Annotated in this window: 14 protein-coding genes and 1 pseudogene; 14 read left to right on the top strand and 1 reads right to left on the bottom strand. The window is 68.8% G+C overall.

Translation table 11 applies throughout. The features are described from left to right. Window positions 1–84: 84 nt before the first annotated feature. Window positions 85–255, bottom strand: a complete 171-nt coding sequence (locus PV396_RS42600) for a hypothetical protein (RefSeq protein WP_319213747.1) — start codon at window positions 253–255, stop codon at window positions 85–87. Between the two features lie 27 nt (window positions 256–282). Here PV396_RS42600 and PV396_RS42595 point away from each other — a divergent pair, with 27 nt between their 5' ends. The 14 genes and pseudogenes from PV396_RS42595 to PV396_RS42530 all read left to right on the top strand — a co-directional run bounded on the left by PV396_RS42595 (window position 283) and on the right by PV396_RS42530 (window position 14,427). After that, window positions 283–981 carry an SDR family oxidoreductase gene (locus PV396_RS42595; RefSeq protein WP_319213746.1) on the top strand — a complete coding sequence of 233 codons (699 nt, stop codon included), beginning with the start codon at window positions 283–285 and terminating at the stop codon, window positions 979–981. 395 nt (window positions 982–1,376) lie between these two features. After that, window positions 1,377–2,207, top strand: a complete 831-nt coding sequence (locus tag PV396_RS42590) for an enoyl-CoA hydratase/isomerase family protein (protein ID WP_319213745.1) — start codon at window positions 1,377–1,379, stop codon at window positions 2,205–2,207. Between the two features lie 626 nt (window positions 2,208–2,833). Next, window positions 2,834–3,673: an alpha/beta hydrolase gene (locus tag PV396_RS42585; RefSeq protein WP_319213744.1), complete on the top strand. Its 840-nt coding sequence runs from the start codon at window positions 2,834–2,836 to the stop codon at window positions 3,671–3,673. A gap of 403 nt (window positions 3,674–4,076) precedes the next feature. Then, window positions 4,077–4,459, top strand: a pseudogene (locus tag PV396_RS42580) (MmcQ/YjbR family DNA-binding protein). Continuing rightward, window positions 4,456–4,755 (top strand): MmcQ/YjbR family DNA-binding protein, encoded by a 300-nt coding sequence (locus PV396_RS42575; RefSeq protein WP_319213743.1) that lies wholly within the window; start codon window positions 4,456–4,458, stop codon window positions 4,753–4,755. The pseudogene PV396_RS42580 and the gene PV396_RS42575 overlap by 4 nt, the downstream one beginning before the upstream one ends. A gap of 256 nt (window positions 4,756–5,011) precedes the next feature. Then, on the top strand, window positions 5,012–5,773 hold the full coding sequence (locus PV396_RS42570) for an SDR family oxidoreductase (RefSeq protein WP_319213742.1): 762 nt from the start codon (window positions 5,012–5,014) through the stop codon (window positions 5,771–5,773). 40 nt (window positions 5,774–5,813) lie between these two features. After that, window positions 5,814–6,524: a TetR/AcrR family transcriptional regulator gene (locus tag PV396_RS42565; protein WP_319213741.1), complete on the top strand. Its 711-nt coding sequence runs from the start codon at window positions 5,814–5,816 to the stop codon at window positions 6,522–6,524. 160 nt (window positions 6,525–6,684) lie between these two features. Continuing rightward, entirely contained in the window at window positions 6,685–7,713 is a 1,029-nt protein-coding gene (locus tag PV396_RS42560; RefSeq protein WP_319213740.1) for an aldo/keto reductase, read from the top strand. Further along, window positions 7,646–8,338, top strand: coding sequence for an aldo/keto reductase (locus PV396_RS42555; RefSeq protein WP_319213750.1), 693 nt, complete (start codon window positions 7,646–7,648; stop codon window positions 8,336–8,338). Before PV396_RS42560 ends, PV396_RS42555 begins: the two co-directional genes overlap by 68 nt. Window positions 8,339–8,539: 201 nt before the next feature. After that, on the top strand, window positions 8,540–9,076 hold the full coding sequence (locus PV396_RS42550) for a (2Fe-2S)-binding protein (protein ID WP_416071579.1): 537 nt from the start codon (window positions 8,540–8,542) through the stop codon (window positions 9,074–9,076). Next, on the top strand, window positions 9,073–10,068 hold the full coding sequence (locus PV396_RS42545; protein WP_319213738.1) for a xanthine dehydrogenase family protein subunit M: 996 nt from the start codon (window positions 9,073–9,075) through the stop codon (window positions 10,066–10,068). The genes PV396_RS42550 and PV396_RS42545 overlap by 4 nt, the downstream gene beginning before the upstream one ends. Before the next feature lie 100 nt (window positions 10,069–10,168). Then, window positions 10,169–12,352, top strand: a complete 2,184-nt coding sequence (locus PV396_RS42540; RefSeq protein WP_319213737.1) for a xanthine dehydrogenase family protein molybdopterin-binding subunit — start codon at window positions 10,169–10,171, stop codon at window positions 12,350–12,352. 48 nt (window positions 12,353–12,400) lie between these two features. After that, complete coding sequence (locus tag PV396_RS42535; RefSeq protein WP_319213736.1) at window positions 12,401–13,654, top strand: XdhC/CoxI family protein; 1,254 nt, start codon at window positions 12,401–12,403, stop codon at window positions 13,652–13,654. Between the two features lie 593 nt (window positions 13,655–14,247). Beyond that, window positions 14,248–14,427 carry a hypothetical protein gene (locus tag PV396_RS42530; protein ID WP_319213735.1) on the top strand — a complete coding sequence of 60 codons (180 nt, stop codon included), beginning with the start codon at window positions 14,248–14,250 and terminating at the stop codon, window positions 14,425–14,427. The last annotated feature ends 73 nt before the right edge of the window (window positions 14,428–14,500 follow it).

Here is a 14,500-nt window from a genome sequence, read left to right as displayed (position 1 = left end):
CCGACCATCTCCCCGGCCCATTCCCCCTGCATACCTACAAGACTGGCCCCGACTCCACCGAGCCGGGGCCAGAACGCGAGATTTTCAGCAGACTTCTAGCCGGACAACTGCTCCGTGACGGTGCTCCGGGAAGGAGCCCGCCGCAGGGTCGTTCAGCAGCGGATCGGTTGCGATCACCGACCCAGCCTGTTTATTCTTACGATCGTAATTTAACGGACCGGTCACCTGGATCCATGCCATCAGTGCTTTGGTCATCTCCTCTCGACTTCACCGGGAACCTTCATGGACCTCTCCGCCAGCACCGCCCTTGTCACCGGAGCGAACCGGGGTTTCGGCCGGGCCCTCGCCGCCGAACTGCTCAGCCGCGGCGCCACCGTCTATGCCGGCGCCCGCAATCCCGACCAGATCGACCTGCCCGGCGCCAAGCCGATCGCACTCGACATCACCGACCCCGCCTCCGTCGCGGCCGCCGCCGCGGCCACCGGCGACGTGACCGTCCTGGTCAACAACGCGGGCTCCTCCACCGGCGCCGACCTGCTGACCGCCGACCTGGACGACATCCGCCTGGAGATGAACACCCACTACCTCGGCACCCTGACGGTGGCCCGCGCCTTCGCACCCCAGATCGCGGCCAACGGCGGCGGGGCCATGCTGAACGTCCTGTCCGGCCTGTCCTGGGTCAGTTTCCCGGAGTTCGGCGCGTACTGCGCCGCCAAGTCCGCGGAGTGGTCGCTCACCAACACCCTGCGCCTGCAACTCGCCGACCAGGGCATCCGTGTGGCCGGTCTGCACGTGGGTTATATGGACACCGACATGGTCCGTACCGTCGACGCGGCCAAGTCCGATCCGGCCGACATTGCGCGCATCGCCGTGGACGGCATCGCCACCGGCGCCTACGAGATCCTCGCCGACAACGCGGCCCGCCAGGCGCAGGCGGCACTTGCCGGGGGCGTCTCGGTGCTCTACCCGCAGCTCCCCTGAGGCGCACCCGCCCCCACCGGCCAACCGCCAGACGCGTCCGCCAAGGGAACGCCATGGCACGGCATCTGCGATTCGCCGGTTGGTCATACGTGTGAAACGGTCGGCCGGGGGCTGCCCGCGTGTCGGGTCTTGCCTGCTGAGCCGCTTCTCGGCCTATTGCATTACGACCGTAAGATATATGGTGGGGGCCGGGCAGTGGCTCGCCGTCAGCGCGAACGAACGGAGCCCACACCATGCCGCACAGCCGCAGGCGGGCCCGCGACAGCCGATGCAGCTCCGACTGACGAGTCGGCGACACCCGAACCCCACCATGCGCAACAGCTCCGTGGCCGCCGAACGCGATCACGGCCACGCAAGCCCAAGCCCCCTACGAAACACGAAACGGAAACCACGCCATGAGCCAGCCCAGCACGATCCGCCTTGAGCGGACGACCCCGCGGACCGCCAGGATCACGTTCTCGAATCCTCCCGTGAACCTGGTGGTTCCCGAGTCGATCGTGACGCTGCACAAGATCGTCTCGGAGCTGGAGAACGACCCGGACATCCAGGTCGTCGTCTTCGCCAGCGAACTCCCCGACTTCTTCGTCAACCACTTCGACGCCGCCGCGGCCGCCGACATCCCCCTGCCCGAGCACGAGGACGACAAGCCAGTCTGGACCGACATGGTCCTGCGGCTGACCAAGGCTCCGTTCGTCAGCATCGCGGCCATCCGGGGCCGCACCCGAGGCGCCGGCAACGAGCTGGCCCTCGCCTGCGACCTGCGCTACGCCAGCCGTGAGAAGGCGTTCTTCGGCCAGCCCGAGGTCGGCCTCGGCCTCGTCCCCGGCGGAGGCGGCGGCGAGCGCCTCCCGCGCTCCCTCGGGCGCGACCGCGCACTGGAGGCGATCCTGACCAGCGCCGACTACGACGCCGACCTGGCCGAGCGCTGGGGATGGGTCACCCGGACCCTGCCCGACGCGGAACTCGACGCCTTCGTCGACGCGACGGTCGCCCGTCTCGCCTCCTTCGACCGGCAGGCAGTTGCCACCGCGAAGTACCAGGTCAACCGGGCGACGCTGCCGCCGGACGCCCACCTGGTCGCCGCCTTCGGCGAGTTCGCGGGCACCCTGACGCAGCCGGGATTCGGCGCGCGTGCGGTCGGGCTCGGCGCACTGGTCGCCGAAAAGGGCCTCGGCGTCGAGTACCAGCTGGGCGAGTACATCGGCCGGGTCAGCGAAGCCCTCTGATCACCCCCGGCCGCGCCCACGACCGACCGCAGCGCCCCACAGGGTGCCCGTGGACGCCGGCGACACACCCCGGGTGAGTTCCATCCCCGGCCCACCAGGGTCCCCATGGCGACCGGGCACGCTTAAACGGCGGCCCGGCCGCCGGCCGCCGACCTCCGGTCGGAGGGCCCCGCCCCGCCCGCCGGGGTCCGAACACGCAGGCTGCATCCGGCACCTCACCGAGAGGGTCGCTGCCTAGCTCAAGGCGATTCCTCGCCGGGGAAATCAAGCACCGATGGACCTCTCCTTAGTCCGGCGACTCGTTCTGGTCGCGCCTCACTTCGGATCTACCCCGATGCGGCCATGGCGGCGTCTTCCAGCACCACGAGCAGTTCGTGCCGCATGTTCCGGAGTTTCTCCGATGAGCTCCCAAGCCGGAGGTATCAGAAAGATGAGCCTGAAAAAGATGGTTCTTGGTTCCGCGGGCCTCGGGATCGCGGTGATCGGATGTGCGCCCGCCCCTTCCACGGTCGACGCTCAACGCTCGACGGCCAAGCATACATAGATGTCGATCCACATCTAAGAGGTTGACTTTTTGAATTACGGTCGTCATCGTATTGCTCACCCGCTCCAGAAAGGCTCAGGCCATGAGTGATACGCATCTGACCGCACCGACCCAGTACGTCGAGGTCGACGGCGACCGGTTCGCCTACCGGCGCTGGGGCAAGCCCTCCGGCGTCCCGATCTTCCTCGTCCAGCACCTCCGCGGCGGAATGGACCACTGGGACCCCCTGCTCACCGACGGCCTGGCCGAAGGCCGTGAGGTGATCCTGTTCAACGGGCGCGGCATCGCCTCCTCGTCCGGCACACCGCGCAACCGGATGGAGGACATGGCCGACGACATCGCCGCGGTCATCCGGGCGCTGGGGCTGGAGCAGGTCGATCTGCTCGGCTTCTCGATCGGCGGCTGGCAGGCGGAGGAAGTCGCGCTGCGCCACCCCGAACTGGTGCGCAAGCTCATCCTGGTCGGCACCGGCCTGCGGGGCGGGGACCCGACGATGGACCCCAAGGTGCCCGAGGTGGCGACGAATGCGGTTCCCACCGTGGAGGACTTCCTCTTCCTGTTCTTCGGCCGCTCGGAAGCCGCGGTCGAAGCGGGCCGGGCCTTCTGGGAGCGCCGCCACCAGCGGGCCGACCAGGACCCGCCGAGCTCGCTCGCGGTCGCACAGGCGCAGCTCGAAGCGGCCACCGCCTACGGGGAACCGCTACCGGGCGAGAATCCCTACGCCTACCTGAACGCGATCACCCAGCCGACGCTGGTCCTCAACGGCGAGAACGACGTGATGATCGCCTCGATCAACTCCTGGCACCTCGCCCAGAACATCCCCGACGCCCAACTGCTCATCTACCCCGACGCCGGGCACGGAGCGCACTTCCAATACCCCGAGCGGTTCCTGAAGCACGCCCTGCAGTTCCTCGACGAGTAAGCAGAGCTGCGCGCGAAAGGCGAACGGCGCGTCCTCGGCCGACAGTTTCGCGGCCATCGACCTTCGCGGCGCGGAAGTCGATACGGCCGTGCAGCAGTCGCGCTCGCCGACGCCGGCCTGACCAGCACTCGTGGGGCACGCCTCATCACATGGGTGTGCCCACCCTCAACGAGGCCGTACGGGGTACCGACCGGGGGCTGGAAACCGAACAGCGGAACCGCAGTCGACCCGGCCGAGATTCCGTTCGGGTCGGGGTGTCGTCTGTCGACCATCATATGTCCGCAGCCTACGGCCATTTTAGTCAGCTTCGAGAGAAGGGTGGGACGTGCCACTGCGGCAGCGCGCGTGCCCTCCGCATCCTTCGATGCCACAGTCCGTCACCACCTGGGAAGGCTCGCCACCCATGAACGGATCGGCCCTGCACAAGACCGCCGCCGACTGCGCGGAGGAACTCCCGGAGCCCGGCTGGAGCACCCCTTCGGCCCCGACGGGGAGGTCTGCAAGGTGCGCGGCGAGGTGTTCATGCTGATGACCGAAGTGCCGGGGCGGCCCGTCGTGATCCTCGAGGCGGACCCCGGCGAGGCCCACGCCCTGCGGGAGCAGTACAGCCACATCACCCCCGGTTACCACATGAACAAGAAGCACTGGATCACCGTGGAGAGCGGAAAAGGCGTCGACAGGGAGCTCGTCATCGACTCCTACCGGCTCGTCGTCGCCCGACTGCCCAAGGCCGAACAGCCCGTCGCCCCGCACACCTACGGCAGCTGCCCGGGGGCGGTCCGGTGAGCGCGGTCGGTGACCGGCTCCAGGGCACCGCCCGCCGGGTGGCCCTGGCCCTCCCCGGTGTCAGTCGCGGATACCCCTTCACCCCGGGACTCGACGTGTACAAGGTCGCGGGCAGGGTGTTCCTGATCGTCACCGAAGACCCTGACGACCCGGACGACCAGATCATCACGGTCAAGTGCGAACCCGGACACGCCCGCGCGCAGGAACGCGGCTGCGCCTCGATCACACCGGGCCGCTACCTCGACAAACGCCACTGGATCTCACTGGGGCCGGGACCCGCGTCACGGAGCGGCTGATCATCGACGCGGTCGAGGATTCCTACGACCTGGTCACCGAGCGGCTTCCGCGACGCGACCACCGCGAGCTTCCCGCGAACGCCTTGGCCCTCGCTGCCGGCGTCCCGCGCAAGGGCTCGCCCGCACCTTCTCGGTGTGGCCGTACCGCTCCAGACCCCGATGGTAAGTGGACCAACTTGCCTTATGGTCGGCGCGAGGTTATCTTTTGTAGGTGAGTCCGTCGACTTACCTTACGGCTCGGCAAGGAACAATGAACATGACTCGTCTCACGGGCAAGCGCGCCCTCATCACCGGCGGCACCAGCGGTATCGGTCTGGAGACCGCGCGGCGTTTCATCGCGGAGGGCGCGGACGTGCTGGTCACCGGCGTCACCCCGGCCAGCATCGACAGGGCGCGGCAGATCCTCGGGGACAAGGTGCCCGTCGTGCAGGCCGACGCACGCGATCTCGACGCGCAGCGCGCCCTGGCCAAGCAGGTGGGTGAGCACTTCGGGGAGTTGGACGTGGCGTTCCTGAACGCCGGTGTCTCGGACTGGCGGCCGTTCGAGGACCACACGGAGGACAGCTATGACCGGCTCTTCGACATCAACGTCAAGAGCGTCTTCTTCCTCACGCAGGCCCTGGTGCCCGTGCTGGCCAACCCGTCCTCGGTCATCCTCAACGCGTCCAACAGCGCGCACGGCGGCTACGGGAATTCGAACGCCTACGCCGCGACGAAGGCGGCTGTCGGTTCCCTGATGCGGTCGTGGAACGCGGACCTGCTCACCTCGCACGGCATCCGGTTCAATGCGGTCAGCCCCGGCCCGGTGGACACCCCGCTGTACTCTGCCGCCAAGCTCGGGATCGAGGACCCCGTGGTGCAGGCGGCGGTGGTGGAGGGGATCAGCGCCGGCATCCCGCTGGGTCGCATGGGTCTGCCCGAGGAGGTCGCGGAAGCCGTCGTGTACCTGGCCTCCGACGTCTCCGCCTTCGCGGTGGGCCAGGACCTTATCCTGGACGGCGGCATGACCGTCCTCTGAAAGCGAGGATGAGGCTGGGAGACGGGCGAGGGGCGTGGGCATGTCGGCGGCGGACCAAGCGGAAGTTGGTGGCGGCACCTGCCAGGCCGGGGGCGACGCGCAGACCAAAGCCGGGTATCACGCGCAGATCAAGGCGGAGAACCGCGCGCGCATCATCCGCGCCGCCCGCGACCTCTTCCTCGCCAGGGGATACGACAAGACCTCCCTGGCGCAGATCGCCAAGGAGGCTCGCGTCTCCACCGGCACCCTCTTCAAGAGGTACCCGTCCAAGGCCGCACTGTTCGCGGCCGTCACCTCCGAACAGTGGCAGCTGGATGTGGAGTACGCAGCACCGCCCCCGCCCGGTGATCCCCGATACGGTCTGGACCACATCGGCCGCGACTACGCCTGCCTGGTCGCGCGGTCCGGCACGGCAGCGCTGTGCCGCCTCATCATCACCGAGCTTCCCCAGATGCCGGAACTCGCCGACATCGTCGGCACCGGCTTCGCCATCGACCGCGGACCCTTCTTCGACCGGCTCCGCGACTACCTGGACGCCGAAGCACAGGCCGGCACACTCGACTTCCGCACGGCCGACGGACACCCACAGGCTGCATCCGAAGTCGCCGAACAGTTCCTCGGCATGATCTGCAGCCAGTTCCTGTGGCCCCAACTCGTACGGACCGACTTCATCCCGCCCAACCCCGCCGACGCCGCGATCGTGGACGAAGCCGTCGCCCTCATGCTCGCCCGCTACAGCACCCGATCCTGAACCCGGACGATCAGTCCACTCCGCCAGGACCCCGACACTTCGCTCTGCCGGGACAGGTGCAAGTTAGGGGTGACTCGACCGAAGACGTTCCGCGTCGATCGAAAGTGCGGCACCGACAGAGTGCTCACTATGGCCTCGACCACACCTCAGGAGAGCCCACATGCGGTACCGCAACCTTGGCCGGACCGGTATCAAGGTCAGTCCCTATGCACTCGGCGCCATGATGTTCGGAGCCGCCGGCAACCGCGACCACGATGACTCGATCCGCATCATCCACAAGGCCCTGGACGCCGGGATCAACTTCGTGGACACCGCCGACGCCTACGGCCGCGGCGAGTCGGAGCAGATCGTCGGAAAGGCACTCAAGGGACGCCGCGACAACGTCGTCCTCGCGACCAAGCTGCATATGCCAATGGGGGACGATCCCAACCAACGGGGCAACTCGAGGCGCTGGATCATCACCGCGGTCGAGCAGTCGCTGCGGCGTCTGCAGACCGACCACATCGACCTCTATCAGATCCATCGGCCGGACCCGGACACCGACATCGAGGAGACGCTTTCCGCGCTCTCGGACCTGATCCACAGCGGTAAGGTCCGCGCGATCGGCTCATCCACGATGCCCGCCTCCGACATCGTCGAAGCCCAATGGGTGGCCGAGCGGCGCGGCCTGGAGCGGTTCCGTACCGAACAGCCGACCTACTCGATTCTCAACCGTGGCATCGAGACCGAGGTTCTGCCCGTCACCCAGCGCTACGGCATGGGCGTCCTGGTCTGGAGCCCGCTCGCGAAGGGGATGCTCACCGGGCGAATCCGCAAGGGTCAGCAGACCGACCTGCGCCGCGCTGCCATGTTCACGAGCTTCAGTGACGAGCGTCGGCTCGACGCCGTCGAACAGATCGTCCCGCTCGCCGAAGAGCTGGGCCTGTCGACGACCCACCTCGCCATGGCGTTCGCGATCGCTCATCCCGGTGTGACCAGTGCGATCATCGGGCCGCGCACGATGGAGCAGCTCGACGACCTGCTCGCAGGCGTCGACGTCACGCTGACCGACGACGTCCTTGACCAGATCGACAAGATCGTTCCACCCGGCGCCAACGTCGGCTCGCCCGACCAGTCCGCCTATCTCCCTCCGGCCCTCCGGCACCCGGACCTGCGCCGTCGGCCCGCCCGCGAGCGAGCTGCCGCCTGACCATCAGCGCGCGACCAAGTACTCCGCGGACGACGCGCTCAGCCCCGACGAGCGGTGGCAGGGCGAGAACTACACGTACAACCTGCGCGCCATCGAACCGCTCAGGAGTCTGGCCGGCACCAGGGGCATCACTACCGCCCAGCTCGCGCTGGCCTGGCTGCTCGCCCAGGGCGAGGACGTCGCGCCCATTCCCGGCACCCGCAGCACCAAGCGCCGAGGAGCCAGATCGGCGGCGTTGACGTCCAGCTCCGCCGCCGATCTGGCCCGCATCACTGAGCCTTCCCCACGGCTCGGCAGGCAGCCGCCTCCCGGCCGGGGCACTGTCCAGCTTCACCACAGACTGACCCCGCCGGCCCCCGCGCATACGAGGCCGGGCCCGTCGGTCGAAGACGGCACACCGGCCAGTGCCGATGGCAGAGGTACCGGGCTGCGGTGGCCCGCCCGGGCACCGGAGATCGGCAGCCACATTACGCAGCCCTACCCGGAGGCGGACACGCTTCCATCAGCGATCAACCGGTGCCACCAGGACCGGCGACGGCACCCCCGGATCATCAAGGACAGGGGCAAACGAGTCATACCGGCCCTGAAGGCCACGAGCCCGAACCGGGCTCTACGAGGACGGTAATGGGCAACGGGCGACCCCGGGGCGTTGTCGGCCCCGCTGTGACGGTGTTGGCCTTCCACGGCGTCGACCACCGCACCCATACCGGCTGCTCAGCGCCACCCACAGACAGCGCGTGACTTGAAAACGATCATCATCGGCGAGCGTCGCGAAGCAGACGCAGCGTTTCAGGCCAGAGCCCTTTGGTCCCGGCCTTTGTGCCTGATGGCGCCCCCTTGGAGAACGAGCCCTCGGGTGAACTGGAGGAATGACACGGTGGAGATAGAGCTGCGGATCAACGGGTCCGCCCAGCGGCTGGATGTCTCACCGCAGGTGAGCCTGCTGGACGCGCTGCGCGAGTACCTGGGCCTGACCGGCACGAAGAAGGGCTGTGACCAGGGCGCGTGCGGTGCCTGCACGGTGCTGGTGGACGGGCGGCGGATCAACTCGTGCCTCGCGTTGGCGGTGCAGTACGAGGGCCGTGAGATCACGACGATCGAAGGGGTCGACCACCCGTTGCAGGCGGCGTTCGTCCGCGCCGACGGCTTCCAGTGCGGGTACTGCACGCCGGGCCAGATCTGCTCGGCGATCGGGATGCTCGCCGAGCACAAGGACGGCGCGCCCAGCGCGGCGACCGAGCATCTCGCCGACGGCGGCGGGGAGTTGGACGAGGCGGAGATCCGGGAGCGGATGAGCGGCAACCTGTGCCGTTGCGGCGCCTACAACGGCATCGTCTCGGCGATCAGGGAGGTCGCGAAGTGAAGTCGTTCTCCTACCTCAGCGCCCCGGACACGGCCACGGCACTGCGCACGATCGCGGACAGCGAGGACGTGAAGTTCCTGGCGGGCGGGACGAACCTCGTTGACCTCATGCGGGAGGGCATCGAGCACCCGGCGACGGTCGTGGACATCACCCGCCTGCCGCTGACCGGGATCGAGGAACTTGCCGACGGCAGTCTGCGTGTCGGGGCGCTGGTGAGCAACAGCCGGCTGGCGGCGGACCCCCTGGTCAGGGCCCGCTATCCGGTGCTGGCGCAGGCGATCCTGCTGGGGGCCTCCGCCCAGCTGAGGAACATGGCGACCGTGGGCGGGAACCTGCTGCAGCGCACCCGCTGCATGTACTTCTACGACGAGACCTCCGCCTGCAACAAACGTGCACCCGGCAGCGGTTGTGACGCGATCGGCGGGTTCTCCCGGGGCAGTGCGGTGCTGGGGGCGAGCGAACACTGCAACGCGACGCATCCCTCGGACATGGCGGTGGCGCTGGTGATGCTCGACGCGGTCGTCGAGGTCGAGAGCGTACGAGGCGTGCGGCGGATCCCGGTCGCCGACTTCCACCGCGAGCCCGGCGACACCCCGCACATCGAGACGGTGCTGGCCGCCGACGAGCTGATCACGGCCATCGAGCTGCCGCCGCTGCCGGTCGCGGCGCATTCCCGCTACCGCAAGGTCCGCGACCGAGCCTCCTACGCCTTCGCCCTGGTCTCCGTCGCCGCCGCGCTGGCCGTCGAGGACGGGGTGGTCAGCGAGGTGCGGCTCGCACTCGGAGGCGTCGGCACAAAACCGTGGCGCGCCACCGAAGCCGAACGGACACTTCTCGGTGAGTCGGCGACCGAGGATGCCTTCCGGCGGGCGGCGGAAGCCGAACTCGCCACCGCAGTGGGCGGACCGCAGAACGCCTTCAAGATCGAACTCGCGCGGCGCACGATCGTGGCCACCCTGCGGCGGCTCCTGGCCGATGGGAGCGTCGCCTGATGCCGAGATCGAAGACAGCCACAGACAGAGCCACCCCCACCCGGTTCGCGCGACTTCCGCGCGGCGAACGACTGGTCCGTACGGAAGAAGGCAGGGCGGCATGACCACGATCGGACAACCGCTCGACCGCGTCGACGGCAACGCCAAGACCACCGGTGCGGCCAAGTTCGCCGCCGAGCACTCCTATCCCGGCCTCACGCACGCCGTACTCGTGCACGCCACTATTAGCCGCGGCCGGATCACCGCCCTGCACACCGCCGAGGCGAGCGCGGTGCCGGGCGTGATCGCCGTCGTCACCCACCTCAACGCGCCCCCCATGAAACCGGCGCCGAAGCGCGGGACGTTCAACCTCACTTCACTGTTCTCCGGCACCTCGGTGAACTACCTGCAGAGCGACGAGGTGCACTGGGAGGGACAGCCGATCGCGGTGGTCGTCGCGGAGACCTCCGCCGCCGCCCGGGAGGCAGCCGCGCTCGTGCGCGCCGAGTACACCGTCACCAATTCCTCGGTCGACTTCGAGGGCTCCGAACAAGACGCACAGCCTCAACCGGACGACCCGTTCTTCCCCCGGGAGGCGAAGAGGGGCGATGCGGAGGCCGCTCTGGCTACTGCGCAGGTGTCTTTGGACCTGCGATACACCACCCCGCCGCACAGCCACAACGCGCTGGAGCTGCACTCCACCATCGCCGTCTGGGACGGCGACCGGCTCACCGTTCACGACGCGACGCAGTCGATCGACTGGTTCCGCACCCACCTCGCGCTGCGGTTCTCCGTGCCCAGGACGAACGTGCGGGTGCTGGCGCCCTTCGTCGGCGGCGCTTTCGGCGGCAAGTTCGCGATGTGGCCCGGCACGATCCTCGCCGCGCTGGCCGCCCGCGCGACCGGCAGGCCGGTGCGGCTGGTGCTCTCGCGGGAGGCGGTCTACCGCACGGTGGGCGGACGCACCCCCTCCATCCAGCGGGTCGCGCTGGGAGCAGACCGTGACGGTCGACTGACCTCGCTGCTGCACACCAGCCTCACCCGCACCGGCCGGGTTGGCGGCCACTTCGAGCAGGTCACCTCCCCCGCGCACCATCTCTACGCGTCCGAGAACATCCTCGCGCGGCACGACATCGTGCGGCTCGACCTGCTGCCGAACACCTTCATGCGCGCGCCGGGCGAGTCGATCGGCACCTTTGCCCTGGAGTCTGCGATCGACGAACTCGCCTATGAACTGGGCATGGACCCGATCGACCTGCGGCTGCGCAACGAGACCGTGGTCGACCCGATCGACGGCAAGAAGAAGTTCTCCCACCGCAAGCTGCCGGAGCTGTACGCGCTGGGCGCGGAGCGGTTCGGCTGGCACGAGCGCAACCCCGAACCGCGCTCGACGCGCGAGGGGCGGTGGCTGGTCGGGACGGGCGTGGCAACGGCGTTCCACCCGGGGTTGTCGATGCCGGTCAACGTCATGGTCCGGCTGTCGGCCGACGGCAGCGTGCTGGTGCGCTGCGCCTTCCAGGAGATGGGCATGGGCGCGGCCACGGCGCAGGCCCAGATCACGGCCGACGCGCTGGGTGTGCCGTTCGACGCCGTCCGTGTGGAGTACGGCGATTCCGATCTGCCGATGGGGCCGGCCGCCGGTGTGTCCGTCCAGACGGCGAGCACCGCCGCCAGTGTGCTGCAGGCGTGCGAGGAGCTGAAGCGGACGCTGAAGTCCATGGCCCGCAAGACCGGCGGCGACGGCCACGAGGAGATCCTCCGGCGCGCGAAGGTGCCGCACGTCGAAGCCAAGATCGGATCCGAGACGCGGCTCGGCCGGATCGCCGGGCGGGCACGGTTCCTCCCGAAATTCATGCGCGATGGCAAGCGGTGGATCAAGGCCGCCTCCGGTGTGCAGTTCTGCGAGGTGCGCGTGGATGCCGAGACCGGTGAGACTCGGGTGTCGCGGTGGGTCGGCGTGTTCGACATCGGCAGGGTGATCAACGCGAAGACGGCGGCCAGCCAGGTGCGCGGCGGCATCGTGATGGGCCTGGGCCTGGCGATGGCGGAGGAAACCCTCGTCGACCCGCGCAACGGACGGATCATGAACCCCAGCCTGGCCGAGTACCACGTCCCGGTGCACGCCGACGTCCCGCCGATCGACGTGTCCTTCCTCGACGACCCGGACCCGACCACACCCCTTGGCATCCTCGGGGCGGGCGAGGTGGGCATCGTGGGTGTCGGTGCTGCCGTGGCGAACGCCGTGTATCACGCGACCGGCAAGCGGGTGCGGGACCTGCCGATCACTCTGGACAAGCTCCTCTGAGACGACGGCCCGACCGCGTACTTCGAACACGACAAGAAGGTAACTCCCATGCTGGACATCGCGGACGAGCTGAACCGGTGGCTCGAGGAAGGCCGGCACTGCGCTGTCGCCACGGTCGTGGCCGTCAGCGGCAGTGCACCACGCGGGCCGGGCGCCGCGCTCGCAGTCGACGCCGACGGCACGGCCATCGGCTCGGTCTCCGGCGGCTGTGTCGAAGGCACGGTCTACGACTTGTGCACCCAGGCCCTCAAGGACGGCCAGGTGGTGCGCGAGCGGTTCGGGTACAGCGACGAGGACGCCTTCGCCGTCGGGCTGACCTGCGGGGGCGTCCTCGACATCCTGGTCACGCCCATACCCCCGGACGTGCCCGGCAGGAAGACGTTCCAGACGGCGCTGTCGGCCGCCGCCCGGGGTGAGGCGGTGGCACTCGCCCGCGTGGTCCGCGGCCCGGCACAGCTCCTCGGGCAGGCGCTGACGGTCTGCCCCGACGGATCGTACGAAGGCGAACTCGGCCGCCATCCCGACCTGGACCGCACCGTCGTCAACGAAACCCGCTACCTGCTCAACGCCAGCCGCACCGGCACCTTCGACGTCGCGCCGAGCGGAGCGAGATGGGGGTCCCTTCGGACGGAGTCTGGGAGAGGATCCCACTGCGAGCCGGACCTGACCGTGTTCGTCGAGTCGAGCGTGCCGCCGCCCCGCATGCTCGTCTTCGGCGCCATCGACTTCGCCGCCGCCCTGGTGCGCGTGGGCAAGTTCCTCGGCTACCACGTCACCGTGTGCGACGCCAGACCCGTGTTCGCCACCCGGACGCGCTTCCCCGACGCCGACGACATCGTGGTCGACTGGCCGCACCGCTACCTGCACCGAACCGAGACCGACGAGCGCACGGTGGTGTGCGTCCTCACCCACGACGCCAAGTTCGACGTACCCCTGCTGGAAACGGCCCTGCGGCTGCCGGCCGCCTACATCGGCGCGATGGGCTCACGCCGCACCCACGAGGACCGCGACCGCAGACTCCGTGAAGGTGGCCTCACCGAAGCCGAACTGACCCGGCTTCACTCACCGATCGGCCTCGACCTCGGCGCCCGCACACCCGAGGAGACCGCCCTGTCCATCGCGGCCGAGATCGTCGCGGCCCGCCAGGGCGGAACAGGTCTTTCGCTGAGCGGTTCGCGCACACCGATCCACCACGACATCGAAGTGCGCCGGTCCGGATCAGCATCTCGGGTCGGGAGCTTCCGAACGCCGGCTGAAGAGACCAAGTCATTGAGCTCAGCCAGCTCTTCTCAGCAGCCGTAATCGAACACAGCTCGAACTCATGGAAGGAAAGGATCATGCATACATCGATGACGGAAGCCATAGGGCGGGGGGAGGCCCCAAGTGATCCGCCCCGGGTTGGATGGAGACATTGAAGACCCGGAAGGATGCCGCTCATGGTCGGCGCTGACCAGAGCGCCTCGGTCTGGTCAGCGGCTCGACCGGGGCGGCCTCTGCTACGTCGCGAGCCCTGATGCGTCGGTTCATCGGACGCGCAGTGCGCTTCGGTGTCGTTAGGGGAGTCGAACCGGAGCGAGGCGGGTGGCAGCGCGTGGCTGTCCCGCCAGCGCAGTAGTCCGTCGACGTCCCGGTAGTAGTGGTCGACCCAGACCCGGCGGAGGATCACCCGTGGCAGTAGCCGCAGGTGGCGTGAGGCGCCGGCGGCCCAGGCTGCGGGGAGGATCTTCTGGCCGTCTTGGCCGAACTCCTCGGCCTGGGCGGTCATGGCCGCCTTCACGTCCGGCAGCTTGCCAATCTCAGCCCGGCGTCCATACCGCTGGCCCACTCCGGCTTGATCTGACGAGCCCGACCCCAGGCAGCGTATCCGGGTCTGTCTCACCGGCGTCGGCACGGCGATGCGCCGCCAGTCCAACGCCTTCTACGACGACGTGGTCGGTTACGAACCGACCGCGCAGATCTACCGCAAGAACTCCGCCGCCGCCGCGCACCGCGTCCACGGACTGATCGAGGAGGGTGTGCAGGCAGAGGTCTTCCGCGTGCTCAACAGCCATTCGTCGCCCAGGTGGTGGCGGTGACCATCGACGCGGTTCAGTCGGGGGTCCTCCTGGAGAGCACCGGCCTGACGGCCGGCGATGCTTTCTCCGAGTT

This window comes from Streptomyces sp. ME02-8801-2C, from assembly GCF_033793965.1.
GTDB lineage: Bacteria > Actinomycetota > Actinomycetes > Streptomycetales > Streptomycetaceae > Streptomyces.
This window is presented reverse-complemented; position numbering and strand designations above follow the sequence as displayed.